The sequence below is a fragment of the Streptomyces sp. NPDC079167 genome (assembly GCF_040686735.1).
Classification (GTDB): Bacteria; Actinomycetota; Actinomycetes; order Streptomycetales; family Streptomycetaceae; genus Streptomyces.
In genome coordinates, this window is the sequence record NZ_JBFBLO010000004.1 from 252,691 (window position 1) to 274,307 (window position 21,617).

21 protein-coding genes are annotated in these 21,617 nt (G+C 72.1%); 13 read left to right on the forward strand and 8 right to left on the reverse strand.

All coding sequences use genetic code 11. The annotated features are described in order from the left end of the window. Nucleotides 1–61: 61 nt before the first annotated feature. The 3 genes from AB0P41_RS11120 to thrS all read left to right on the forward strand — a co-directional run bounded on the left by AB0P41_RS11120 (nucleotide 62) and on the right by thrS (nucleotide 3,978). Entirely contained in the window at nucleotides 62–661 is a 600-nt protein-coding gene (locus AB0P41_RS11120; RefSeq protein ID WP_356712445.1) for a DUF4365 domain-containing protein, read from the forward strand. Further along, nucleotides 661–1,902, forward strand: a complete 1,242-nt coding sequence (locus AB0P41_RS11125; RefSeq protein ID WP_365931412.1) for a hypothetical protein — start codon at nucleotides 661–663, stop codon at nucleotides 1,900–1,902. The genes AB0P41_RS11120 and AB0P41_RS11125 overlap by 1 nt, the downstream gene beginning before the upstream one ends. Before the next feature lie 99 nt (nucleotides 1,903–2,001). After that, nucleotides 2,002–3,978: a threonine--tRNA ligase gene (gene thrS / locus AB0P41_RS11130; protein ID WP_356712449.1), complete on the forward strand. Its 1,977-nt coding sequence runs from the start codon at nucleotides 2,002–2,004 to the stop codon at nucleotides 3,976–3,978. A gap of 27 nt (nucleotides 3,979–4,005) precedes the next feature. Here the strand turns inward: thrS and AB0P41_RS11135 are convergent, their stop codons facing one another. Then, a complete protein-coding gene (locus tag AB0P41_RS11135; RefSeq protein WP_365931414.1) occupies nucleotides 4,006–4,683 on the reverse strand; it encodes an ion channel in 678 nt (225 codons plus the stop codon). A gap of 66 nt (nucleotides 4,684–4,749) precedes the next feature. On the opposite strand from AB0P41_RS11135, the gene AB0P41_RS11140 reads away from it, so the two are divergent. Next, nucleotides 4,750–5,322, forward strand: a complete 573-nt coding sequence (locus tag AB0P41_RS11140) for an HIT domain-containing protein (RefSeq protein WP_356712453.1) — start codon at nucleotides 4,750–4,752, stop codon at nucleotides 5,320–5,322. Between the two features lie 15 nt (nucleotides 5,323–5,337). On the opposite strand, the gene AB0P41_RS11145 is transcribed toward AB0P41_RS11140, so the two are convergent. From AB0P41_RS11145 to AB0P41_RS11160, 4 genes are all read right to left on the reverse strand, one after another. Then, nucleotides 5,338–6,240: an NmrA family NAD(P)-binding protein gene (locus tag AB0P41_RS11145; protein WP_356712455.1), complete on the reverse strand. Its 903-nt coding sequence runs from the start codon at nucleotides 6,238–6,240 to the stop codon at nucleotides 5,338–5,340. Nucleotides 6,241–6,305: 65 nt separating this feature from the next. Further along, the gene (locus AB0P41_RS11150) at nucleotides 6,306–6,551 is read right to left on the reverse strand and encodes an acyl carrier protein (RefSeq protein ID WP_356712457.1); all 246 of its coding nucleotides are present in this window, start codon (nucleotides 6,549–6,551) and stop codon (nucleotides 6,306–6,308) included. A gap of 37 nt (nucleotides 6,552–6,588) precedes the next feature. After that, entirely contained in the window at nucleotides 6,589–7,860 is a 1,272-nt protein-coding gene (locus AB0P41_RS11155) for a beta-ketoacyl synthase N-terminal-like domain-containing protein (protein WP_365931416.1), read from the reverse strand. Then, the gene (locus AB0P41_RS11160; protein ID WP_365931418.1) at nucleotides 7,857–9,128 is read right to left on the reverse strand and encodes a beta-ketoacyl-[acyl-carrier-protein] synthase family protein; all 1,272 of its coding nucleotides are present in this window, start codon (nucleotides 9,126–9,128) and stop codon (nucleotides 7,857–7,859) included. The genes AB0P41_RS11155 and AB0P41_RS11160 overlap by 4 nt, the downstream gene beginning before the upstream one ends. A gap of 348 nt (nucleotides 9,129–9,476) precedes the next feature. Between AB0P41_RS11160 and AB0P41_RS11165 the strand changes: the two genes are divergently transcribed. Next, a complete protein-coding gene (locus AB0P41_RS11165) occupies nucleotides 9,477–9,935 on the forward strand; it encodes a MarR family transcriptional regulator (protein WP_356712463.1) in 459 nt (152 codons plus the stop codon). 83 nt (nucleotides 9,936–10,018) lie between these two features. Further along, the gene (locus tag AB0P41_RS11170; RefSeq protein WP_365931419.1) at nucleotides 10,019–10,474 is read left to right on the forward strand and encodes a nuclear transport factor 2 family protein; all 456 of its coding nucleotides are present in this window, start codon (nucleotides 10,019–10,021) and stop codon (nucleotides 10,472–10,474) included. A gap of 55 nt (nucleotides 10,475–10,529) precedes the next feature. On the opposite strand, the gene AB0P41_RS11175 is transcribed toward AB0P41_RS11170, so the two are convergent. The 3 genes from AB0P41_RS11175 to AB0P41_RS11185 form a co-directional block, all read right to left on the reverse strand. After that, complete coding sequence (locus AB0P41_RS11175; RefSeq protein WP_365931420.1) at nucleotides 10,530–11,246, reverse strand: AfsR/SARP family transcriptional regulator; 717 nt, start codon at nucleotides 11,244–11,246, stop codon at nucleotides 10,530–10,532. 377 nt (nucleotides 11,247–11,623) lie between these two features. Further along, entirely contained in the window at nucleotides 11,624–13,180 is a 1,557-nt protein-coding gene (locus AB0P41_RS11180) for a GMC oxidoreductase (RefSeq protein WP_356712469.1), read from the reverse strand. Nucleotides 13,181–13,331: 151 nt separating this feature from the next. Then, a complete protein-coding gene (locus tag AB0P41_RS11185; RefSeq protein ID WP_356712471.1) occupies nucleotides 13,332–14,006 on the reverse strand; it encodes a class I SAM-dependent methyltransferase in 675 nt (224 codons plus the stop codon). A gap of 238 nt (nucleotides 14,007–14,244) precedes the next feature. Here AB0P41_RS11185 and AB0P41_RS11190 point away from each other — a divergent pair, with 238 nt between their 5' ends. Genes AB0P41_RS11190 through AB0P41_RS11220 form a run of 7 tightly spaced genes read left to right on the forward strand, consistent with a single transcriptional unit; the run spans nucleotide 14,245 to nucleotide 21,572 of the window. Next, complete coding sequence (locus AB0P41_RS11190) at nucleotides 14,245–15,048, forward strand: SDR family NAD(P)-dependent oxidoreductase (RefSeq protein ID WP_365931421.1); 804 nt, start codon at nucleotides 14,245–14,247, stop codon at nucleotides 15,046–15,048. Between the two features lie 34 nt (nucleotides 15,049–15,082). Next, nucleotides 15,083–16,126 (forward strand): aromatase/cyclase, encoded by a 1,044-nt coding sequence (locus tag AB0P41_RS11195; RefSeq protein ID WP_365931422.1) that lies wholly within the window; start codon nucleotides 15,083–15,085, stop codon nucleotides 16,124–16,126. Continuing rightward, complete coding sequence (locus tag AB0P41_RS11200) at nucleotides 16,119–17,993, forward strand: AMP-binding protein (RefSeq protein WP_365931423.1); 1,875 nt, start codon at nucleotides 16,119–16,121, stop codon at nucleotides 17,991–17,993. Before AB0P41_RS11195 ends, AB0P41_RS11200 begins: the two co-directional genes overlap by 8 nt. Beyond that, nucleotides 17,983–18,723 (forward strand): SDR family oxidoreductase, encoded by a 741-nt coding sequence (locus AB0P41_RS11205; RefSeq protein ID WP_356712478.1) that lies wholly within the window; start codon nucleotides 17,983–17,985, stop codon nucleotides 18,721–18,723. The genes AB0P41_RS11200 and AB0P41_RS11205 overlap by 11 nt, the downstream gene beginning before the upstream one ends. Nucleotides 18,724–18,745: 22 nt before the next feature. Continuing rightward, on the forward strand, nucleotides 18,746–19,537 hold the full coding sequence (locus tag AB0P41_RS11210; RefSeq protein ID WP_356712480.1) for an SDR family oxidoreductase: 792 nt from the start codon (nucleotides 18,746–18,748) through the stop codon (nucleotides 19,535–19,537). Nucleotides 19,538–19,548: 11 nt separating this feature from the next. After that, nucleotides 19,549–20,802 carry an FAD-dependent monooxygenase gene (locus AB0P41_RS11215; protein WP_356712482.1) on the forward strand — a complete coding sequence of 418 codons (1,254 nt, stop codon included), beginning with the start codon at nucleotides 19,549–19,551 and terminating at the stop codon, nucleotides 20,800–20,802. Further along, nucleotides 20,799–21,572 carry a cyclase family protein gene (locus AB0P41_RS11220; RefSeq protein ID WP_356712484.1) on the forward strand — a complete coding sequence of 258 codons (774 nt, stop codon included), beginning with the start codon at nucleotides 20,799–20,801 and terminating at the stop codon, nucleotides 21,570–21,572. Before AB0P41_RS11215 ends, AB0P41_RS11220 begins: the two co-directional genes overlap by 4 nt. The last annotated feature ends 45 nt before the right edge of the window (nucleotides 21,573–21,617 follow it).

Consider the following 21,617-nt stretch of genomic DNA (forward strand, 5'->3'; position numbering starts at 1 on the left):
TCGGCAGGCCCGCCAGCGGAGACCGGGCAACCGGTCGGCACAGCCCGGAAGGCACGGAGCCATGGCGCTCGCGCAGCCGAACCCAGGGAGTCCCGCCCGCACCGAGGACCACGGGGGAAAGCCGCCGCAGCAGCGGAACGCACCACCACTGCGCGGCACACTCGCCACCACCGCCTGCATGGAGACCCTCCAGGTGGGCTACCTCCACGCGGTCGCGGCGGCGGCGGGCTGTTCGCTCTCGCAGCCCTTTCCCGACAACGGCATCGACTGGCACGTCAGCCACGGCGCCCCCGACCACACCGTCGACGACGAAGTGACCATCAAGGTGCAGCTCAAGTGCACCTACCAGATCCCCCCGCGCCCGCCCGGCGCCGCGTTCTCCTTCACCCTCGACAACGCCCACCTGGTGAAGCTCGCGCGCAGCCCCGTGTCGGTGCACAAGATCCTGGTCGTGATGCTCGTGCCCCGCAGCCAGGACGACTGGCTGCGGGCCGGACACGACGGGCTCGACCTGCGGCACTGCTGTTACTGGACGAACCTGGCCGGCCACCCGGTGACGGGCAGGTACCGGACCACCGTGCGGATCCCGACCTCGCGGATCTTCGACGACCGCGCACTCTGCGACATCATGGCCCGAGTCGGGGCGGGAGGGAGACCCTGATGCACAGGCCGACGGACGAACCCACCGGAGGAACGGTCCCGGCGGGCAGCCGCGCGCACCCGTACGCCGACGACCCCGGCCCCGGAGGGGCCCCCGACCCCGCACGCGTCGACCCCGCCGTCCTCGGGGCACTGCTGCGGCGGCACGGCTGGCACCGGCGCGGAGGCGCGGGCGGACGCTACAGCCGCTGGGTCCCGCCCGGCCCCGCCACCGGGGGCACCAGCCTGCTCGTGCCGGACAGCACCGCCTTCCCCGACGGCGAGGAGCTGCTCGCCGAGGCCCTCACCGCGCTCACCCGCAGCGCCGCCCCCTCGGCCCGCGACATCCTGGTCGCCCTCACCGTGCCCAGCGACGAGATCCGCTGGTGGCGCGACGTCCCCGAAGGCGCCTCGGGGGCCGCCGACTGGACCGGCACCGACCAGCTGCGCACGGCGGCCCGGCAGATCCTCCTCGCCGGATCCCTCGCCGTACGCGGCCGGGCCGGATACCACGGTGCCCGGCACCGGGGGAAAGCCCGCAGGGCCCTGGACGGCACCCTGGTCGGGCCCGCCGCCGACGGCCGCTGCCTCACCGCGTTCGTCCCCGTCACCTCGGGGCGGGCCGTCGCCGTACAGCTCTACGCGGCGCTCCACGCTGCACGGGAAGCCGTCGACTACCAGCGGGCCACCGGCGGGATGGAAGCCTTCGACACCGCGGTCGCCGCCGGCGTAAGCCGGGAACTGACCGAGGCGGTCGTCGCCCTCGTCCGGGGAGCCGAGGGCGCCAGGATCACGCTGGCCTGGGCCCCGGCCGCCGGAACGCCCGAGGGGTGCCCCGCGAGCCCCGAACCCGTCGAGTTCTCCCCGGGCGACCTGCCCGCCCTCCGTATGGCCGGTGTGCGTTACCTCCAGGACGAGCCCGCCGTTCCCGTACGGATCACCGGAGCCGTCGTGCGGCTGCGCCGCTCCGGGCCGCGCGGGCCCGGCGTGGTGCGGCTGCAGGTGCTGGCGGGGGCCGAGGTCGCGCACGTACGGATCCAGCTCGACGAGGAGGCCTACCGGATCGCGGGCCACGCGCATCTGGTCGGCCTGCCCCTGCGGGTGGAGGGCAGGCTGGAGAACCGGGGCGGTTTCCGCCGGCTCAGCGGCGCCTCCCAGGTCACACCGGTGCAGGTGGACGAGGCCGAGCGGGACCGGCTGATGAAGTCGCTCCACGAGAACGTCGACTTCTTTGAGGAGGCGTGCACGGGGGACGAGGAGTAGCCCGCCCGGTATCCCTTTCGCGTCGAGGCCCCCCGGCTCGGTACGATTCCTCTTGCGCGCGCCAGAGGAGCGACGCACCCCCTCAGTCAGGAGAGACCGGTGTCAGACGTCCGTGTGATCATCCATCGCGATTCCGAGCGGGAAGAGCACGTGGTGACGACGGGCACGACGGCCGCCGAGCTCTTCCCCGGGCAGCGCACCGTCGTCGCGGCCCGGGTCGACGGCGAGCTGCGCGACCTCGCGTACGAGCTGAAGGACGGCGAGGTCGTCGAGCCCGTCGAGATCTCCTCCGAGGACGGCCTGAACATCCTGCGGCACTCCACCGCGCACGTGATGGCGCAGGCCGTGCAGGAGCTCCACCCCGAGGCCAAGCTGGGCATCGGCCCGCCGGTCAAGGACGGCTTCTACTACGACTTCGACGTCGAGAAGCCGTTCACCCCCGAGGACCTCAAGGCCATCGAGAAGAAGATGCAGGAGATCCAGAAGCGGGGCCAGAAGTTCTCCCGCCGGGTCGTGACGGACGAGGCGGCGCGTGAGGAGCTCGCCGACGAGCCGTACAAGCTGGAGCTCATCGGCATCAAGGGCTCGGCCTCCTCGGACGACGGCGCGGACGTCGAGGTGGGCGGCGGCGAGCTGACCATCTACGACAACCTGGACGCCAAGACCGGCGAGCTGTGCTGGAAGGACCTCTGCCGGGGCCCGCACCTGCCCACCACCCGGTTCATCCCCGCGTTCAAGCTGATGCGGAACGCGGCGGCGTACTGGCGGGGCAGCGAGAAGAACCCGATGCTCCAGCGCATCTACGGCACCGCGTGGCCCACGAAGGACGAGCTCAAGGCGCACCTCACGTTCCTGGAGGAGGCCGCCAAGCGCGACCACCGCAAGCTCGGCAACGAGCTGGACCTCTTCTCCTTCCCCGACGAGATCGGCCCCGGTCTCGCGGTCTTCCACCCCAAGGGCGGCGTCATCCGCCGGGCCATGGAGGACTACTCGCGGCGCCGCCACGAGGAGGAGGGCTACGAGTTCGTCTACTCGCCCCACGCCACCAAGGGCAAGCTCTTCGAGAAGTCCGGCCACCTGGACTGGTACGCCGACGGCATGTACCCGCCCATGCAGCTCGACGACGGGGTGGACTACTACCTCAAGCCGATGAACTGCCCGATGCACAACCTGATCTTCGACGCGCGTGGCCGCTCCTACCGTGAACTGCCGCTGCGCCTCTTCGAGTTCGGCACGGTGTACCGGTACGAGAAGTCGGGTGTCGTCCACGGCCTGACCCGCTCGCGCGGCTTCACGCAGGACGACGCGCACATCTACTGCACCCGTGAGCAGATGGCCGAGGAGCTGGACCGGACGCTCACCTTCGTCCTCAACCTGCTCCGCGACTACGGTCTGACCGACTTCTACCTGGAGCTCTCCACCAAGGACCCGGAGAAGTTCGTCGGCTCGGACGAGGCATGGGAAGAGGCCACCGAGACGCTGCGTCAGGTCGCTGAGAAGCAGGGCCTCCCGCTGGTCCCGGACCCGGGGGGCGCCGCCTTCTACGGCCCGAAGATCTCGGTGCAGTGCAAGGACGCCATCGGCCGTACCTGGCAGATGTCGACCGTGCAGCTCGACTTCAACCTGCCGGAGCGCTTCGACCTGGAGTACACCGGACCGGACGGCACCAAGCAGCGCCCGGTCATGATCCACCGCGCGCTGTTCGGTTCCATCGAGCGCTTCTTCGCGGTGCTCCTGGAGCACTACGCGGGTGCGTTCCCGGTCTGGCTGGCCCCGGTCCAGGCGGTCGGCATCCCGATCGGCGACACCCACATCCCGTACCTCCAGGAGTTCGCCGCCGAGGCGCGCAAGAAGGGGCTGCGGGTCGAGGTGGACGCCTCCTCGGACCGCATGCAGAAGAAGATCCGCAACCACCAGAAGGCCAAGGTGCCGTTCATGATCATCGTCGGCGACGACGACATGAACGCGGGCACGGTGTCCTTCCGCTACCGCGACGGCTCGCAGGAGAACGGCATCGCCCGTGACGAAGCGATCGCCAAGCTCGTCGACGTCGTGGAGCGTCGCGTACAGGTCTGATCCACGCCCGAGGAGGCTCCCGGAGAGCTACGCGCTCCCCGGGGGCCTCTTCTCGTCCTCCCGCTTGAACACCTCCACCAGCCACGACGAGAACGACCCCGTCACCGCCCCCAGCAGCGCCAGTCCGCAGCCCATCATGACCGCCGCGATCACCCGGCCGACCGGGGTCACCGGCACCGCGTCGCCGTAGCCCACCGTGGTGAGCGTCGCGCACGCCCACCACATCGCGTCGCCGAACGTGCGGATGGTGGAGCCGGGCGCCCCCTGCTCCTGGTGGTACACCGCGAGCGCCGCGGAGAAGCCCAGGAGCGCGGCGGTGAGGCTCGCGTACGTCATCACCCGGGCGTACAGGCTCAGCCCGGGGCCGTTCCTGCGCTGCTGGACCGCCGTGTAGACCTTGACCATGCGCAGCGGGCGCAGCAGCGGCAGGAGCAGGACCGCCGTGTCCAGCCAGTGCCGGTGCACGAAGCGGAGGCCCAGGCCGCTGAGCCTGAGCCGTACGCCGTAGTCCACGACGAAGAGCAGCCAGGTGGCGGCGACGAGGGTCAGGGCGATGTCACGCCAGGGCTGGACGCCGACGGGGGCGAGGACGCGGACCGCGTAACCGGTGAGGAAGACCAGCGCCGCGGCGAAGAGCGGCACCTCGGTGCGCTGCTCCCATTCCTGCAGCCGGACGGGGTCGGGGGCCGTGGGGCGGTCGCTCATGGCGTCAGCATCGCGGTGCCCCGGCGGGGCCGCCCCCGGCGACACGCGCGCCGGGAGTGACGCAATATGCTGACCGGCATGACGAGTGAGCCGGAACAGCAGATCGGAGTGGGGACGCCCGACGCGTTCCAGCGCCTGTGGACGCCCCACCGGATGGCCTACATCCAGGGTGAGAGCAAGCCCAGCGGCCCGGGGGCCGGGGACGGCTGTCCGTTCTGCGAGATCCCCTCGAAGTCCGACGAGGACGGGCTCATCGTCGCGAGGGGCGAGCGGGTCTACGCCGTGCTCAATCTGTATCCGTACAACGGCGGGCACCTGATGGTGGTGCCCTACCGGCATGTGGCCGACTACACCGAGCTCGACGGCCCCGAGACCGTGGAGCTGGCCGACTTCACCAAGCGGGCCATGGTCGCGCTGCGGGCCGCCTCCGGGGCGCACGGCTTCAACATCGGGATGAACCAGGGCGCCGAGGCCGGCGCGGGTATCGCCGCACACCTCCACCAGCACGTGGTGCCCCGCTGGGGCGGGGACACCAACTTCATGCCGGTCGTCGGTCACACGAAGGTGCTCCCGCAGCTCCTGGGGGACACCCGGACGATGCTGGCCGGTGTGTGGCCGGCGGAGCTGCCGTCCGTCTGAACCGCTGGCGCCGCCTCATCGCAGCAGCCGCTCGAACTGGCCGGCCGCCGAATCCGCCCAGGCGGCGAAGGTCCGCATGCCGGGGTACAGCGCCCGGGCGCGGCTCAGATCCTCAGGGGTGACGTCGGGGTGCCGCCGGGTGAACTCCAGCATGTCCGCCACGGCCCCGGCATGGGGCAGGGGCAGCTGCCGATAGGTCTCGTAGGGCACGTCCTGGTAGGAGACCTCGACGCCGAGCGACCGGGTGAGGGCAGCGGCGTAGGCGGCGGGAGGCAGCAGATCCCCGACCGCCTTGACCACCTGGCCGTGGAGTGCGCTGCCCGCTTCGAGCACCGCGGCGACCAGCGGACCGAGATCCGCGACGGAGACGGCGGGCAGGGGGGAGTCCCCGTGCGGCAGCATGAAGGCCAAGGTGCCGTCCTGCTGTCTGCGCAGCCGGCGGGCGGGCCAGTTCTCGTAGTACGTGGACAGGTGGACGGTGGAGACGGGGGCGCCGTTCGCGCGCAGCTCCTCCTCCAGCCGGGCCTTGCCGTCGTGGTGCGGCAGGAGGAGCTCGCCGCCGCTGCGCCGGTGCGCCTCGGGCAGGCTGCTGTGCACCAGCGTCTCGGCGCCCGCGAGGAGCACGGCTTCGGCCGTGTGCCGGGCCACCTCGTACTCGCGCTCCCTCAGCGACCAGTAGTCCGTCACCAGGAACGCTGCCCGGACTCCGGTCGCCGACCGACGTACCTGGAGGGGGTCGGTCAGGTCGCAGGCCACCACATCGGCGCCCTGAGCGGTCAGCGCGGCGGCTGCCGCCGAGCGCGGGTCGCGGGTCAGGGCCCGCACCGCCCAGCGGCCGGTCCGCAGCAGATGGCGGGCGACGGAGCCGCCTTGCGCCCCGGTGGCTCCGGTGACGAGGACGACAGGTCTGTCGGTCATGGTTCTCACCTTCGGGTCGGCTCGCAGAACCGGTGGCCGCCGCTCGCGGCGGCCACCGGCGACGGTCAGTCGGCGGATGCGACTGCCTCCAGCAGGAGCCGGGGCGTCTTCGCCCCGCTCAGTACCTCCTCCGGCAGACGCAGACCGAGCTGCCGCTCGATCCTGGTCGCCGTCTCGAGCAGGGCGAGGGAGTCGTAGCCGAGATCCTCGAAGGGGGCGTCCAGGATGTCGCCGTCGAGGCCGGTGGTCTCGTCCTCACCGGCGCATTCCCGCATCACGCGCTTCAGGTCGTCGAGGGTGAAGCCGTTCATGGTGGTCACCTTTCACTGCGGTCGGGGTGGGACCAGGTCATCGGGACGTGCGGTCGCGGCGCACGACCACCGCGCTGTTGAAGCCGCCGTGGCCGCGCGCCAGTACGAGCGCCGCGTCGCCCTCCAGCGGGCGCGGTGCTCCGGTCACGAGGTCGATCCGGTAGGAGGCGGGCACACGCCCCACGTCAGCGGTCGGGGGGATCAGCCGGTCGCGGACGGAGAGCAGCGCCGCCGCGAGGTCGAGCGCGGAGGCACCGGCTCCGGGACGTCCGGTGCGGGAGGTGACCGCGGTGACCGGTACGCCGCGCGGACCGAACACCTCGGTGATCGCCGCGGCCTCCTGCGCGTCCAGTTCGGGGACGGCCGCCCCCTCGGCGAAGACCGCGCCGACCGCCGAGGGGTCGATGCCCGCGTCGGCCAGCGCCGCCCTTGCGGCCCGGGCCGGCCCACCGGGGCGCCCCGAGCCGGGGCGCGGGTCGAAAGCAGCCGCGTAGCCCGCCACTTCCCCGTAGGAGCGCGTGCTGCCCCGGGCGCCGGCCGCGGCCGCGCTCTCCAGCATCAGCAGGGCCCCGCCCTCCGCGGCCACGTGCCCCGAGGCGTGTTCCCCGAACGGCAGGCAGGCCCCCTCGGCGCTGTCGGCGGTGGTCAGCCGGGCGCCGGTGAGTTCCGCCACATGCCCCCACGGGCAGAGGGCGGACTCCATCGCCCCGGTGAGGACCGCCTGGGTGCCCTTGCGCAGCATGCGGCGTGCGTGACCGACCGCGTCCAGTCCGCCGCACTGGCCGGTTACCAGGACGCCGCTGGGGCCGCGCAGACCGTGCCGGATGGAGATCTGGCCGGTGTTCACCGCGTAGAACCAGGCGAACGACTGGTAGGCGCTGACGTGGTGCGGGCCCTTCGCCCACAGGTTCTCCAGCTCCCGCTGGCCGAACTCGAATCCGCCGGCCGCGTTGGCGGTGACGACCCCGACCCCGTACTCCGGCATGACGGCCGGATCCAGGCCCGCGTCCCGCAGCACCTCGGCGGCGGAGACCAGGGCGAGCCGGGTGACGCGGTCGGTCTGCGGCAGCAGCCGGCCGGGCAGGGACGCGTCCGGGTCCCCGGTGACCTCTCCGGCCAGCCGGCTGGGATAGCCGGAGGCGTCGAAGCGGGTGATGGGGCCGATGCCTCCGCGCCCTTCCAGGAGGCTCCGCCAGAAATCCTCGGTGCCGTCACCGTTGGCCGCCCGTACGTCGAGACCGGTGACCAGCGCCGTCTCCCGCCCGGTGCCGGGGCGTTCGGACAGGGGCGTGGGGGCAGGGGCGGTCATCGGCGTGTCCTCTCGGGCCGGGTGAGCACCATGGCGCTCTGAAACCCCCCGAAACCGCTGCCCACCGTGAGGACGGCGTCCAGCCGCTGTTCCCTGGCAGTGATCGGTACGTAGTCCAGCGGGCACTCGGGGTCCGGCTCGTGGAGGTTGGCGGTGGGAGGCACGACGCCGTGCTCCAGGGCGAGTGCGCACGCGGCGATCTCGATGGCCCCGATCGCCCCGAGGGAGTGGCCGATCATCGATTTGATGGAACTGACGGGGATCTCCCGGGCATGCTCACCGAGGGCCCGGAGGAAGGCGGCCGACTCGTGCCGGTCGTTCTGCCGGGTGCCGGAGCCGTGCGCGTTGACGTAGTCGACGGCGGTCGCGTCCAGCCGTGCCTCGTCGAGTGCCCGGGTGATCGCCTCCGCCATCTCCCGGCCGTCCGGGCGGAGTCCGGTCATGTGATAGGCGTTGCCCCGTGAGGCGTGGCCACCGATCTCGGCGTAGATGTGCGCGCCCCGGGCCCTCGCGTGGGACCACTCCTCCAGCACCAGCACGGCGGCTCCCTCACCCAGGACGAAGCCGTCCCGGGAGTTGTCGAAGGGGCGGGAGGCGGTGGCCGGGTCCTCGTTCCGTGCGGAGGTCGCCCGGATCGCGTCGAAGGAGGCCACGGTGATCGGTGAGATGGGCGCGTCGGTGCCGCCGGTGAGCATGACGTCCGCGGTGCCCTCACGGATCAGCTCGCACGCGTGCCCCACCGCGTCGAGCCCTGAGGTGCAGCCGGCCGAGACGACCGCGGCGGGGCCGAGGGCGTCCGCCGCCCACGCCACCTCCCGGGCCAGGCTGCTGGGCACCAGGTAGTCCGCCAGGTGCGGTACGGCGTGGCGGTGGTCGACGAGCCAGTCGCGACCACCGTCGCTCACGACGGCGTACTCGTTCTCCAGGCTCGTGGTGCAGCCGACCGCGGTGCCCAGGGACACACCCGTCCGTTCGGGGACCGGGGGAGGGCCGGAGGTGAAGCCGGCGTCGGCCAGGGCCTCACGGGCACAGACCACGGCGAACTGCGCCGCGCGGTCAAGTCTCCGGACCTCTCGCGGGGAGAAACCCGCTGCCAGCGGATCGAAGTCGCACTGGGCGGCGATGCGCGAACGATAGGGCGTCGCGTCGAAGGCCGTCAGGGGGCCGGTCGCGGTCCGGCCGGAAGCGATCAGTGACCAGAACTCCTTGGTCCCGTTGCCGCCCGGCGCGACCACGCCGATTCCGGTGACGGCGACGCGGCGGCTCAACTCGTCACATCCAGGGAATGGCCGGATCCGTCCGCGGCGAGAACAACGGGTTTCCAGCGGTCCGGTACGTTCCGCGCGGGTTTCGCCGTGTGCCGTGCGGCTCCCGCCGCGCGCTGTGCGCTGTCCATCGAATCGACCCTTTCCCGTACTCGGCCGGTGGCGTGACGCATCGCCCGTGGAGGAACCGGGGGACGCGGATCATCCTTGGCGGCGGCGCTGGAGGGGGACTCGGGAACCGGTGGAGACGGGCCCCGGACCGTGAAGCGCCGGCCGCGTATCATGGCCGGGGCATCCCCCGTGTCGTGGGCCGCCCGTATGCCGTCCGCAACCCGCGAAGGTCACATCTGTATGGCCGCCCAGCCCGCCGTCTCCCTGGGGGACTTCAGCACCCTGTTCGCTCTGGCCGGGCGTTCCACGCGTCTGCGTTCCGAACGTCTGCTCAACGGCTTCGGGCTGCACGTCGGCCAGCAGTTCTTCATGCGCTGCCTCTGGGAGGCGGACGGCAGCACGGTCGGAGACCTCGCCCGGCGGGTCAGGGTCGAAGCGCCCACGGCGACACAGGCCGTCAAGCGCATGGAGGCCGCCGGGATGGTGCACCGCACCCCGGACGACCAGGACGCCCGGCGCAGCCGGGTCTGGCTGACCCCCCTCGGCCGGCGTACCTGGCCGCAGGTGACCGCCGCGCTCGCGGAGCTGGAGAGGGATCTGCTCGCGCCCTTCTCACCGCAGGAGCGGGAACAGTTCATCTCGCTCCTGCTGCGCCTGTACGAGACCTCCCTCCCGGCGGACGGAAGCGGGAGCGCCTGAGCGCCCGGTGCTCCAGCGGGGCTCCAGCCGCCTTCCAGGCGTGCCGAGCACGCTGGTGGCCCCTACAGCGCTAAGGAGGTCCGATGCCGCACACCGGCACCGCACCGCTCGACACGGCCCGGCCCGACATCGCCCGGCTCCACGGTGAGGTCTCGCACTTCTACGCACGGCAGATGCAGGCCCTGGACGACGGCCGGACCGACGACTGGGCACAGACGTTCACCGAGGACGGCGTGTTTCTCCTGCACGGCGGTCACGACCGTGCGACCGGCCGCGCGGAACTGGCCGCGAGCAGCGGGAAGGCCCGTGCCGCGCTCGCCGGGCAGAACGTCATGCACCGTCATTGGCTCGGCATGCTGACGGTGGATCCCCGGCCCGACGGCAGCGTCGCCGCCCGGTGTTACGCCCTGGTGATCGCCACCGCGGCCGGCGGCTCACCGGCCGTACACCGCAGCACGGTGTGCGAGGACGTGCTCGTGCACGACGGTGGCAGCTGGCTGGTCAGACACCGGCAGGTCAGCAGGGACGACCTGGTCTGAGGACGTGCCGCGGGGTCACGGACGGGGCCCCGCGGCACGTCGTTCTCCACCGGGGTCAGCCGGCCCTCTCGTACGGCACTCCGCCCGGCAGCTTCTGCTGCTGCGGCGCGGCCGAGGAGAGGATCGCGCACTGCAGTTGCTGGAGGAACCACGCCGGTTCCATGCCGAGTTCCTCGGCCAGGGAACGACGCAGCCGCTGGTAGGCATCCAGGGCGCACGAGCGGCGCCCCGAGCGCCACAGGGCCCGCATGTACTGGGCGTGCAGGTTCTCGTGGAAGCGGTGGTGGGCGGTGAGCGCGGCGAGTGCGTCGAGGAGTTCCTGGTGCCGCCCCAGCCTCATCTCGGCGTCGATACGGAGTTCCAGAGTGGTCAGCCGCAGCTCCTCCAGCCGCGTGACGTGGGCGGTCACGCGCTGGCCGGTGTCGACGTCCGCCAGCACCTGCCCGCGGTAGAGCTCCAGGGCCTGGGAGAGGAACACCACGCCGGCCGCGTCGTCGCCTCGGCTGATGGCCTCGCGTCCTTGTTTGGCGAGCCGGGTGAAGCGGTGCAGGTCGAAGGCGGCGTCAGGGATCCTCAGCATGTACCCGGGGCCCGCTGTCACCAGGAGCTCACCGGCGGAGGGCTGCGCGGCCTGCAGCAGCTTGCGGAGCGTCAGGATGTACGTCTGGAGCGTCGTCCTGGCGCTGGCGGGGGGCCGGTTGCCCCACAGCTCCTCCACCAGCGCGGAGACCGGGACGATCTGATTGCAGTAGATGAGGAGGAGCGCCAGCACTTTCTTCGGTTTGGGAGCGCTGGGAACGCATTGAAAGTCACCGAACCGTAATTCCAGTATCCCCAATATGCCGACGGAAATGTCCATCATTTCCCCCCAAGGTCTGCGGTGCCATGGCCGCTTCGGGCTCCCCCCGGATACCGGCGTGACCTGGCCGCTTTGTGTGTAGTGCCTGTGATGCACCCGAACGCTACCCAGACGGACCGCGGGTACTTCGAAACGGACGTGTCAACACGACCGGGGAGGAAGCGGGTTGTCCGAAAAGTGCTTGTGCGGCTCTAGGTGCACTGATAACGGGCAGCCGTCGGTCCCGGTGCGCATTCCCGCGAGCGTCCCCTCTTCCGCGCGCGTGCGGGGGAGGGGACGCTCGCGGGCGGTCAGTTCAGCATGCGGTTCAGTGCCTTGTGCACGCAGCGGTCGGCGAGCGCGGTGACGGTCAGGGCCGGTGGCACCGTCGCCATCGTGCCCGGGATCAGCGAGCTGTCGATGACGGTGAGGTTGTCGTAGCCGTGCAGCCGGCCGTCCGGCGCGCACGCCTTCCCGATGACCGCTCCGCCCAGCGTGTGCGAGGTGGTGTCGGCGTTCACCCGCAGAGTGGACGTCTGCGGGTTGGCGGCGTTGATCCGGTCCACGGTGGCCGTCACCGCCTGGGTGGCGCGTACGGCCGCCGCCCCGGTGCTCGGCCAGGTGAGTTTCACGGAGTCGGTCGCCGCGTCGTAGCTGAAGCGGCCGTCCGCGGCACACGTGGTCATGGCCAGAGCGCCGAGTGCTCCGGTTCCGTCCGCCGGGGGGACGGGCCAGGGGAAGTTGATCATGGTGACGGGCTCGTACGGGTTGTCGAGGTCCTGGGCGACGATGCCCGACGGGCCACCCTGCGTCGGGTTGTTCCAGGGCATGCCCACCCGGACCGTCTGCCGGTCGCTGTTGGTTCCCCACCCCTTGCCGACCGAGGCCCGGAGCGCGGGCAGGCTCCCGCGCCCGCGGGCGGCCACCAGCAGCCGGCTGGTCCCCAGCGAACCCGCGGCGAAGAACACGTGCTTCGCGCTGTAGTCCGGCCGGGCCACCACGGCCCCGGAGTCGTCGATGCGCTCGCACCGCACCAGGTAACGGCCGGCGGCGGGCACCACGTCCACGACGCGGGTCAGCGTCTCCACCGAGACCCGGCCGGTGGCTTCGGCGTCCGCCATGATCGTCCGGTCGACGCTGCGCTTGGCCCCGCTGTTGGCGCCCCAGATGGAACGGGCGAGTATCAGCGACGGCTCCCGGGTGCCGGCCTGTTCCTCCCGCACCGCCTGCCAGTCCACCGCCATGTCGGCCCGGAACGGGGCCAGGCCCGCAGCCGCGGTCTCGGCGGTGAAGGAACGGGCGGCGGTGTAGTGCGTGGAGGCGTAGACGTCGTCGGGCATCGGTGCCGGGCCGATCAGGGCACGGGCCCGGGCGTACCACCGCTCGCTCATCTCGTCGAACTCGATGTCGGTGCCGAACGCCCGGTTGAACGCGGCCTCGGACGGTTTGAGCATCACCGCGTTGTTGACCAGGGACCCGCCGCCGACGCCCGCCCCGGCGAGGGCGATGACCCCGTCGGCCCGGAAGGCTTCGAGCACACCGGGATACACGTCGAGTTGCTGAGGGACGAACGGACTCCACGAACTGAGCCAGGAGGCCCTGCCGTCCGGCGCGGCGGGGGTGGCGAACGTGCCACCCTGCGGATCGACCGTCCAGCGTCTGCCACGCTCGATGACGACCGAGTCGAGACCCGCCTGAGCGAACCGCAGAGCGGCGACGCTGCCCGCGTAACCACTGCCGACGACGAGGATCTCGACGGGCTCCGCGGCCGCGGCCACGGCGGGTCTCAGCGGGAGGACCCCGAGGGCCGTGCCTGCCGCGACGCCGGTGAGGAACCGACGACGGGAGAGCGACTTTCTGCCTGACATACCACTCCTCTGACTGGACGGTGGACGATGGACGCCGGCCGGGGGACCGCGGACCGGTCTCCGGCCGATGAACCGCGGCCCCCGGGTTTCGGTGCCGCCCCGCCCACGGCGGCCCGCGCTGCACAGGACGCCGTGGGTGAGGCGGCGTGGATCAGCGCTTGCGGGCGACGGTCAGACCGTCGGCGAGCGGCAGCATCACGACGTCGACCCGCGGATCGGCGGCGAGCGCGGGGTTGAACGCACGCAGCGCGGCGGCGTTTCCGGTCACCGGCTCGTCGCCCAGCACCCGGCCGCCGTACAGGACGTTGTCGAAGACGAGCAGGCCACCGGGCCGGGTCCTGGCCACCAGCTCCTCGAAGTACGCGGCGTAACCGGTCTTGTCCGCGTCGACGAACGAGAAGTCGATGCTCTCCTCCAGAGGCAGGGCCCGCAGGGTCTGCAGAGCCGGGCCCAGGCGCAGCTCGATCAGACCGGCCAGTCCCGCGGACTCCCAGCCGTCCCGGGCTATGCGCGTCCACTCCTCGCTGGTGTCGCAGCACAGGAGACGTCCGCCGGCGGGCAGGGCGCGGGCGATGGACAGCGAGGAGTAACCGGTGAAGGTCCCCACCTCGACCGCCTGCCGGGCCCCGGCCATCCGGGCCAGCAGTGTGATGAGGGCGCCCTGTTCGGGCGCGATCCGCATACCGGCCTTGTCACCCGTCTCCTTCTCGGTGCGCTCCACCAGCTCGTGGTGGGCGGGCAGCGGCGCGATGCCGTTCGCGACCACGTAGTCGACGACCTCCTGGGTCGCCTGCACCCGCATCGGCTGGTCGGCAGGAAATTCCATCGTCACTCCTTCTTCAGGGCCCCCAGGGGCCCCGGCGGTCGCCAGGACGTGGACAACGTAGGAGCGGTGACTGGAGAAGGACTTGAGGACCAGTCCACGCACCGGGCGGCGGCGCTCCAGCCGCGTTCGAGCCGGACTCCACCGCTCCCGGAAAGCCTCTCTGGCGAAGCCGGTCACGGAGCCGCACACCAATCCGTGCCCCGAGAACGCCGCCCCGCGGCCAGGAACGAGGAGCGAGATGCCTGCCAGCGCCCCCAACCGTCCCGCAGCGCCCCGCACGGCTCTGATCACGGGCGCCACCAGCGGAATCGGCCTCGCCGTCGCCCACGCGCTGGCCGCCGAAGGACTCCGGGTCTTCCTGTGCGCCCGCTCGGCGGAGAACGTCGCCGCCACGGTCAAGGAACTGCGCGACCTGGGCCATGAGGCCGACGGCGCGACGTGCGACGTCCGTTCCCGCGCGGAGGTCGTCCAACTGGTCGCCACCGCCGTCGCGGCCTTCGGACCGGTCGACGTGCTGGTCAACAACGCGGGCCGCAACGGCGGCGGAGTCACCGCCGAGCTCTCCGACGACCTCTGGTACGACGTCGTCGACACCAACCTCAACAGCGTCTTCCTGGTCACCCGGGAGGTCCTGTCCGCGGGAGGCATGCTCGGCCGGCCGCGCGGACGTGTCGTCAACATCGCCTCCACCGGGGGGAAACAGGGGGTCGTCCTGGCCGCTCCGTACTCCGCGTCCAAGGCCGGCGTGATCGGCATGACCAAGGCCATCGGCCTGGAACTCGCCTCCTCCGGCACCACTGTCAACGCGGTCTGCCCCGGCTACGTCGAGACACCCATGGCCGGGAGGGTCCGCCGGGCCTACGCCGAGGCGTGGAACACCGGTGAGGAAGAGGTGCGCGAGCGCTTCGAGGCCAAGATCCCGCTCGGCCGTTACACCACCCCCGAGGAGGTGGCCGCCATGGTCACCTACCTCGTCTCACCGGCCGCCGACGCCGTCACCGCGCAGGCGCTCAACGTCTGCGGCGGCCTCGGCAACTACTGACCGGCCACGCCGCCCGTCCGGAAGGTGCACGCCCATGTCCGAGACAACACCCCTGACCACGACGCCGGGCCCTGCCCCCGAGGTGTCCGCCCGTCCCTCGCGGCGCACGCCGGGCGCACGCCCCGGCGACCCGTCGAGCGTCGACGTGGAGCACAGCATCACCGTCCCCGCCGCTCCGGCGGCCGTCTTCGCCCTGCTCGCCGACGTCGAGAAGTGGCCGCTGATCTTCCCGCCCACGGTGCACGCCCGGTTCCTGGAGCGGGCGCCGGACGAAGGCGGTCCGGAACGGCTCCAGCTGTGGGCGACAGCCAACGGCGGGGTACGCACCTGGACCTCCCGCCGTCTCGTCGATCCGGTGCGCATGCGCATCTCGTTCGGGCAGGACCGGCCCGAGGAACCCATCGCCGCCATGGGCGGTGAGTGGACCGTCCGTCCGGTGGACGCCGGCAGCGAGGTGGTCCTCACCCACACCTACGCGGCCGCCGACGACGACGCCGAGACGCTCGGCTGGCTGGAGAAGGCGGTCGACGGCAACAGCCGGGCCGAACTCGCAGCCCTCGCCGTCGCGGCTCGGGAGAAGGAAGCCGGCTCGGAGACGGCTTTCACCTTCCGCGACAGCCTGCACATCGAGGGCACCGCCGCCGAGGTCCACGCCTTCCTGGACCGTGCGGAGCAGTGGGAGCAGCGCCTGCCCCATGTGGCGCGGGTGCGGCTGACCGAGGACCAGCCCGGTGTCCAGATCCTGGAGATGGACACCCGGACCCCGGACGGGTCGTCCCACACCACGCGGTCCGTCCGGATCTGCGAGGCGCCCCGAAGCATCCACTACAAGCAGCTCCTCACCCCTGCCCTGCTCCGGGTGCACACCGGAAGCTGGCTGCTGACCGAGGACGGCCGGGGCGTCACCGCGGTCGCCGAGCACACCGTCGTACTGGAGACGGCAGCCGTGGCAGGGGTACTCGGGCCGGACGCGGGCCTGCGGGAGGCCCGGACGTTCGTCCGCGAAGCCCTGGGCCGCAACAGCTCGGCCACGCTGCGGCAGGCCAAGGCCTTCGTCGAAGGGACATCCGGTGACTGACCTCCTGGACGGGCTCCCCGACCGCGCCGACCTGCTGCTGCGCACCGCCGCCCGACGCCACGGCGACCGTCCCGCACTCGTCGTCGGCGGCCGTACGGTCACCTACGCCTCGCTCGACGCGGCGGTGGACCGGTGTGCCGCAGTTCTGCGGCAGCGGTTCGGCGCCGGGGGAGCGGTCGTGGCCATCGGCGCCGACCTGCACCCCGACGTGGTGATCGCGTACCACGGCGCTCTGCGCAGCGGGAACCAGGCACTGATGGTGATCCCGCTGCTGCGCGAGCAGCAACTGCAGTACGTCCTGGAGGCGTCCGGCGCGCGAGCGGCCCTGCTGGGAACCGCGCTGTACGACCGGCTGCGCCGGGTGCGACACGGGCTGCCCGGACTGGAGCTGGTCGCCGTGCTGGGTGAGGACGCCGCCGAGGCGGCCCCGGAGGCACCGCGCCTCACGGAGCTGCTGGACGCCGCCGCCCCCGGGGTGCCCGAGTGGCACGCCGATCCGCAGGGCCCGGCCGCCCTGCACTTCACCAGCGGCACCACTGGCCTGCCGAAGGCCGTCGTACTCAGCCACCGCAACGTGACGGTCAACGCGGTGCAGACCGCGCGGGCGCACGGGCTGGAGCCGGGCTCCGTCACCCTGGTGCACTTCCCCAGCTACCACCCCATGCACATGAACTCCGCGCTGGCAGCCGGCGCGACGCAGGTGCTCGTGCCGGAGGCCGACCCCGTACTCGCGATGGAGCGGGCCCGCCACTGCGCGGCCGGGTACATCTACTCGCTGCCCGCCCGGCTGGCCCAGCTGGCGGCCCACCCCCGGCTGCCCGGACTGAGGCTGCCGGACGCCCGGATGATCGCCTCGGGGGGCTCGGCCCTGGCACCGGCCCTCGCCCGCACCCTGTCACAGCACTTCGGAGTGCCGGTGGTCCAGGGCTACGGGCTCGCCGAGGCCTCCCCGCTGACCCACTTCGACCGGCCGGGCGACCACCGGCCCGGTTCCGTCGGCACTCCCGTCGAGGGGACCGAGCACCGTGTGGTCTCGCTGGACGACGGCACCGTACTGCCCTCCGGTGAGAACGGGGAACTCCAGGTCAGAGGGGCGCAGGTGATGCGCGGATACCTCGATCCGGCACACGGGCCGGCCGTCGACGCCGACGGCTGGCTGGCCACCGGCGATGTCGGACGGATCGACGAGGGCGGCCGTCTCCACCTCACCGACCGCATCAAGGACGTCTTCAAGTGCGACAACTGGCTCGTGTCCCCGAGCGAGATCGAGGCCCTGCTCGCCGAGGATCCGGCGGTCGCGGACAGCGTCGTCCTGGACAGGCCGGACCCCGCGTCCGGCGCGGTCGCCCACGCGCTGCTCGTCCTCACGCCCCCGGACCCCGCGGACCCCGCGGCCGTCCCCGGTCCGCAGGAGCGGGCGGCAGCGGCCGTCGGCCGGCTCAACGTCCGCCTGCCCTACTACAAGCAGGTCCGCGGTTACGAGGTGGCCGAACAGATTCCCCGCAGCCCCAACGGCAAGATCCCGCGGCGTGAGCTGCGGGCGTCCTTCCACGCACGACTCGACGGAGGTTCCCCCATGGTGATCCTGATCAACGAGTTCATCCTGACCTCGGCACCCGAGGAGTTCGAGAAGGTCTTCGAGGCCAGCTCGCTGTACATGCGCGAACAGCCCGGCTTCGTCGACCACACCCTGGTCCGCTCCCTGACCAACCCGAACACCTACATCAACATCGCGCGCTGGGAGGACGCCGCCGCGCACCTCCAGGTCGTACAGTCCGAGGGCTTCCAGGACCACATCCGACAACTCGCGGGCGTCGCCAGGGCGACACCCCAGCTGCACAGCGTGGTGTCGCACGTTGAGCGCTGACCCGCTGGGCCTGGCGGGCGTCCCGGTCATGGTGGCCGGGGCGACCGGCAGGGTGGGCGCCGCGGTCGCACACGCCTTCGCGGCGCGGGGCGCCAGGGTCGTGGTGCACGGGCGGAACCCGGAGAGCACCGGCTCCCTCGCCGACGCCCTCATCGCCGGGTACGCCGTCCACGCGCACCCGGTGACCGCCGACCTCACCGCCCCCGACGCCCCGCAAACCCTGAACGCGGGACTCGCGGCGGCCGGCGTGGACCGGCTGGGCGTCCTGGTGAACTGTGTCACCGGCTACGACGGCCGGCCCAGGCCGGCCGCGGCCATGACAGCCGTGGAGTTCCGTGCCGTGCTGGAGACCGATCTGGTGGCCGTGCACACCCTGGTCACCAGCCTGCTCCCGTTGCTCGCCGCGTCCGGCCGCGCCAGGGTCGTGCTGCTGTCCTCGCTCGCCGGGGTACGCGGACGGCCGGCGGCCGCCCACCTGTGCGCGGCGAAGGCGGGGGTGGCCGGCCTGACCCTGGCCCTGGCGCACGACCTGGCGGGCGAGGGGGTCAGGGTCAACTGCGTCGCGCCGGGTCCCGTGCAGGAGCCCGGCATCCCGCATCCCGGCCCGCTGGGCCCCGGCATCGTGCCCAACACGCCCGACGAAGTGGCGGGATGCGTCCTCGCGCTCGCCTCCGACCTGTCCAGCCCCGTCAACGGCCACCTCCAGGTCGTCAACGGCGGGCGGCCCTGACCACACGAAGGCGGTCCCCGGCATGAACGCTCCACTCGATCAGCACACCCCTCGTCCGGCCCAGGGACGGGGACTCTTCCCGACCGGACGGATCGCCCTGGTCACCGGGGCGTCCCGCGGCCTCGGCAGGGCCGTCGCCCACCGGCTGCGTACCGACGGCTGCCATGTCTACCTCAACTACGCACACGACGACGCCGCCGCAGCCGAGGCGGTGGAGGCGGCGGCGGGTCTGCCGGGCAGCACGACTTCCGTCAAGGGAGACATCCGCTCGGCGGAGTTCCTCGACGGGCTCCTGGAGCGGATACGGGACGAGCACGGACAGTTGGACATCTTCGTGCACAACGCCGCCACCATGCACCCGATGCTGCCCGTCGCGCCGGAGGTGGCCCCCCTCTTCGACGAGATGGCCCTCGCCCTGAACCCGCTGCTGCACGGGGCCGCCACCGTCGCCAAGCTGATGCCGGACGGCGGCAGGGTCATCGCGGTCTCCGGCAACGGAGCGTTCGAGGTGATCCCGCACTACCTGGCGACCGGCGTCGCCAAGGCGGCACTGGAGAACCTGGTGCGCTACCTCGCCGTCGACCTCGCGCCGTTCGGGATCACCGTCAACGCCGTCTCCACCCATCTCCTCGACAAGGGGGAACACACCTCCAACCCGGCCATCGCCGGTCTGCTGGCCTCCCGCACCCCCAACGGGCGTCTCACCCGCCCCGAGGACGTCGCCGATGTGATCGCCCTGCTGTGCGCACCGGAGGCCGCCTGGATCCAGGGGCAGGTGGTCGTGGCCGACGGCGGTCTCGGCCTCCGGGCCTGAGGGGGACGGACATGGACATCACCACAGACATCTGCGTGGTCGGAGCGGGGCCGGCCGGCCTGACCCTGGCACTCCTGATGCTGCGTTCGGGCGCCCGGGTCACCGTCCTGGACCGGACCCGCTCCTTCGACCGTGAGTACCGCGGCGAGATCCTCCAGCCCGGCGCGATGACGTTGCTCGCCGACCTGGGGGTGCTCGACGGAGCGCGCGCCCGCGGCGGCTACGAACTCGGCCGCTTCCAGCTCGTCGAGGACGAGCGCCTCCTGATGGACATCGACTACGGCACGCTGCCGCCGCCCTACGGCTTCCTGCTGAGCCTGCCCCAGCGCCATCTGCTGACCGAGCTGTTCGACGCCTGCTCACGCCACGCCGGCTTCACGTACCTGGACGGCTGCGGAATCCGGGACCTCGTGCGTGAGGGGAGCGCCGTCACCGGAGTCGTGTGCGGGCAAGGGGAGCGGCGCCGCCGGATCAGCGCTCCGGTCACCGTCGCCGCCGACGGCCGCTACTCCAGAACCCGTCGGCTGGCGGGTATCGAGCAGCACCGGCTGGACACCTTCGCGCACGACATCCTGTGGTTCAGGGTGGCGGCCGGAGGGCGGACGGACCGCTCGGTGCGGGTGCACCGGACCCAGGGCACTCCGGTACTCATCTACGACTCCTACCCCGACTGCGTACAGATCGGTTGGACCCTCCCGCACAACGGGTACCGGCAGATCGCCGAGGAGGGGGTGGACAAGCTGCGCTCGCGGATCGCCCGGGCGGTTCCCGGCTACGCGGACCAGATCCTCGAGCAGGTGAAGCAGCTCAGCGATCTGACCCTGCTCGACGTCTTCTCCGGCTACGCGACCCGGTGGGCCGACGACGGACTGGTCCTGCTCGGCGACAGCGCGCACACGCACAGTCCGATCGGGGCTCAGGGCATCAACCTCGCCCTGCAGGACGCCGCACTGCTCCATCCCGTGCTGATGAACGCCCTGGACAGCGGTGACTTCGGTGAGTCCGCGCTGTCCGGGTGGGTGCCCGAGCGCAGGAAGGACATCGAGAAGGTCTTCACCCTTCAGGCCAGGCAGAGCAAGGCCATGCTCGGCGGCGGCAGCCGGCTGGCCGGCGCGGTCCGTCCCCTGGCCGCCCGTGCACTGGCCCACACCCCGCTCTACGGGAAGATCCTGCGCGCCATCGCGTTCGGGGCCCGGCCGATCGCTGTGCGCTCGGACCTGTTCGGTACGGCGGAACCCATCCGCGGAGAGGCGGCAGGAGCATGAGGGTCATCGATCTGTCCTCACCCATCGACGCGTCGTTCTGGGAGCCGGACGAGGTGGTGCACCGCGTCCTCGACGCGCACCAGGCGGCCCTGCACGTACGGGACGAGATGAAGGAGCACTTCGGCCTGGAGCTCGACCCCGGTGTCTTCCGGGACGGCGCCTTCCTCACCAACGACCACATGACGCTCACCACCCACACCGGCACCCACGTCGACGCCCCGGCGCACTACGGGCCGGCCGAGGGGGACCACACGCCCCGGACCATCGACCAGATGCCGCTGGACTGGTTCGTCCGGCCCGGTATGGTCCTGGACCTGCGGGACGTCGGCACCGGCACGGCCGGAGTCCCTCACCTGGAGCGGGAGTTCGACCGGGTGGGACGCCGGCCCCGGCCCATGGACGTGGTGCTGCTGCACACCGGGGCCGACCAGCACCTCGGCAAGCCGGAGTACTTCACCGAGTTCACCGGCCTGGACGGTCCGGCCACCCGGCTGCTGCTCGAACTGGGGGTGCGGGTGATCGGCACCGACGCCTTCAGTCTCGACGCCCCCTTCACCCACATCATCCGCGAGTACCAGCGCACCGGGGACAAGGACCTGCTGTGGCCCGCCCACTTCGCCGGGCGCCGCGAGGAGTACTGCCAGCTCGAACGGCTCGCCGGCCTTCAGGACCTGCCCGCGCCGACCGGGTTCACCGTCAGCTGCCTCCCGGTGAAGATCGCCGGAGCGGGTGCGGGGTGGTCGAGGGTGGTGGCGCTGCTCGACGGGTGAACGGCGGCCGGCGCCCGGCGGAACGTCCGGCCGTGCCGGGCGATC

Bases quoted from the DNA above. Each gene is read 5' to 3' on its own strand.
- AB0P41_RS11120 (WP_356712445.1), top strand. From the start codon at position 62: ATGGCGCTCGCGCAGCCGAACCCAGGGAGTCCCGCCCGCACCGAGGAC.
- AB0P41_RS11125 (WP_365931412.1), top strand. From the start codon at position 661: ATGCACAGGCCGACGGACGAACCCACCGGAGGAACGGTCCCGGCGGGC.
- AB0P41_RS11135 (WP_365931414.1), bottom strand. From the start codon at position 4,683: ATGAGCGACCGCCCCACGGCCCCCGACCCCGTCCGGCTGCAGGAATGG.
- AB0P41_RS11140 (WP_356712453.1), top strand. From the start codon at position 4,750: ATGCTGACCGGCATGACGAGTGAGCCGGAACAGCAGATCGGAGTGGGG.
- AB0P41_RS11145 (WP_356712455.1), bottom strand. From the start codon at position 6,240: ATGACCGACAGACCTGTCGTCCTCGTCACCGGAGCCACCGGGGCGCAA.
- AB0P41_RS11150 (WP_356712457.1), bottom strand. From the start codon at position 6,551: ATGAACGGCTTCACCCTCGACGACCTGAAGCGCGTGATGCGGGAATGC.
- AB0P41_RS11155 (WP_365931416.1), bottom strand. From the start codon at position 7,860: ATGACCGCCCCTGCCCCCACGCCCCTGTCCGAACGCCCCGGCACCGGG.
- AB0P41_RS11165 (WP_356712463.1), top strand. From the start codon at position 9,477: ATGGCCGCCCAGCCCGCCGTCTCCCTGGGGGACTTCAGCACCCTGTTC.
- AB0P41_RS11170 (WP_365931419.1), top strand. From the start codon at position 10,019: ATGCCGCACACCGGCACCGCACCGCTCGACACGGCCCGGCCCGACATC.
- AB0P41_RS11180 (WP_356712469.1), bottom strand. From the start codon at position 13,180: ATGTCAGGCAGAAAGTCGCTCTCCCGTCGTCGGTTCCTCACCGGCGTC.
- AB0P41_RS11185 (WP_356712471.1), bottom strand. From the start codon at position 14,006: ATGGAATTTCCTGCCGACCAGCCGATGCGGGTGCAGGCGACCCAGGAG.
- AB0P41_RS11190 (WP_365931421.1), top strand. From the start codon at position 14,245: ATGCCTGCCAGCGCCCCCAACCGTCCCGCAGCGCCCCGCACGGCTCTG.
- AB0P41_RS11195 (WP_365931422.1), top strand. From the start codon at position 15,083: ATGTCCGAGACAACACCCCTGACCACGACGCCGGGCCCTGCCCCCGAG.
- AB0P41_RS11210 (WP_356712480.1), top strand. From the start codon at position 18,746: ATGAACGCTCCACTCGATCAGCACACCCCTCGTCCGGCCCAGGGACGG.
- AB0P41_RS11215 (WP_356712482.1), top strand. From the start codon at position 19,549: ATGGACATCACCACAGACATCTGCGTGGTCGGAGCGGGGCCGGCCGGC.
- AB0P41_RS11220 (WP_356712484.1), top strand. From the start codon at position 20,799: ATGAGGGTCATCGATCTGTCCTCACCCATCGACGCGTCGTTCTGGGAG.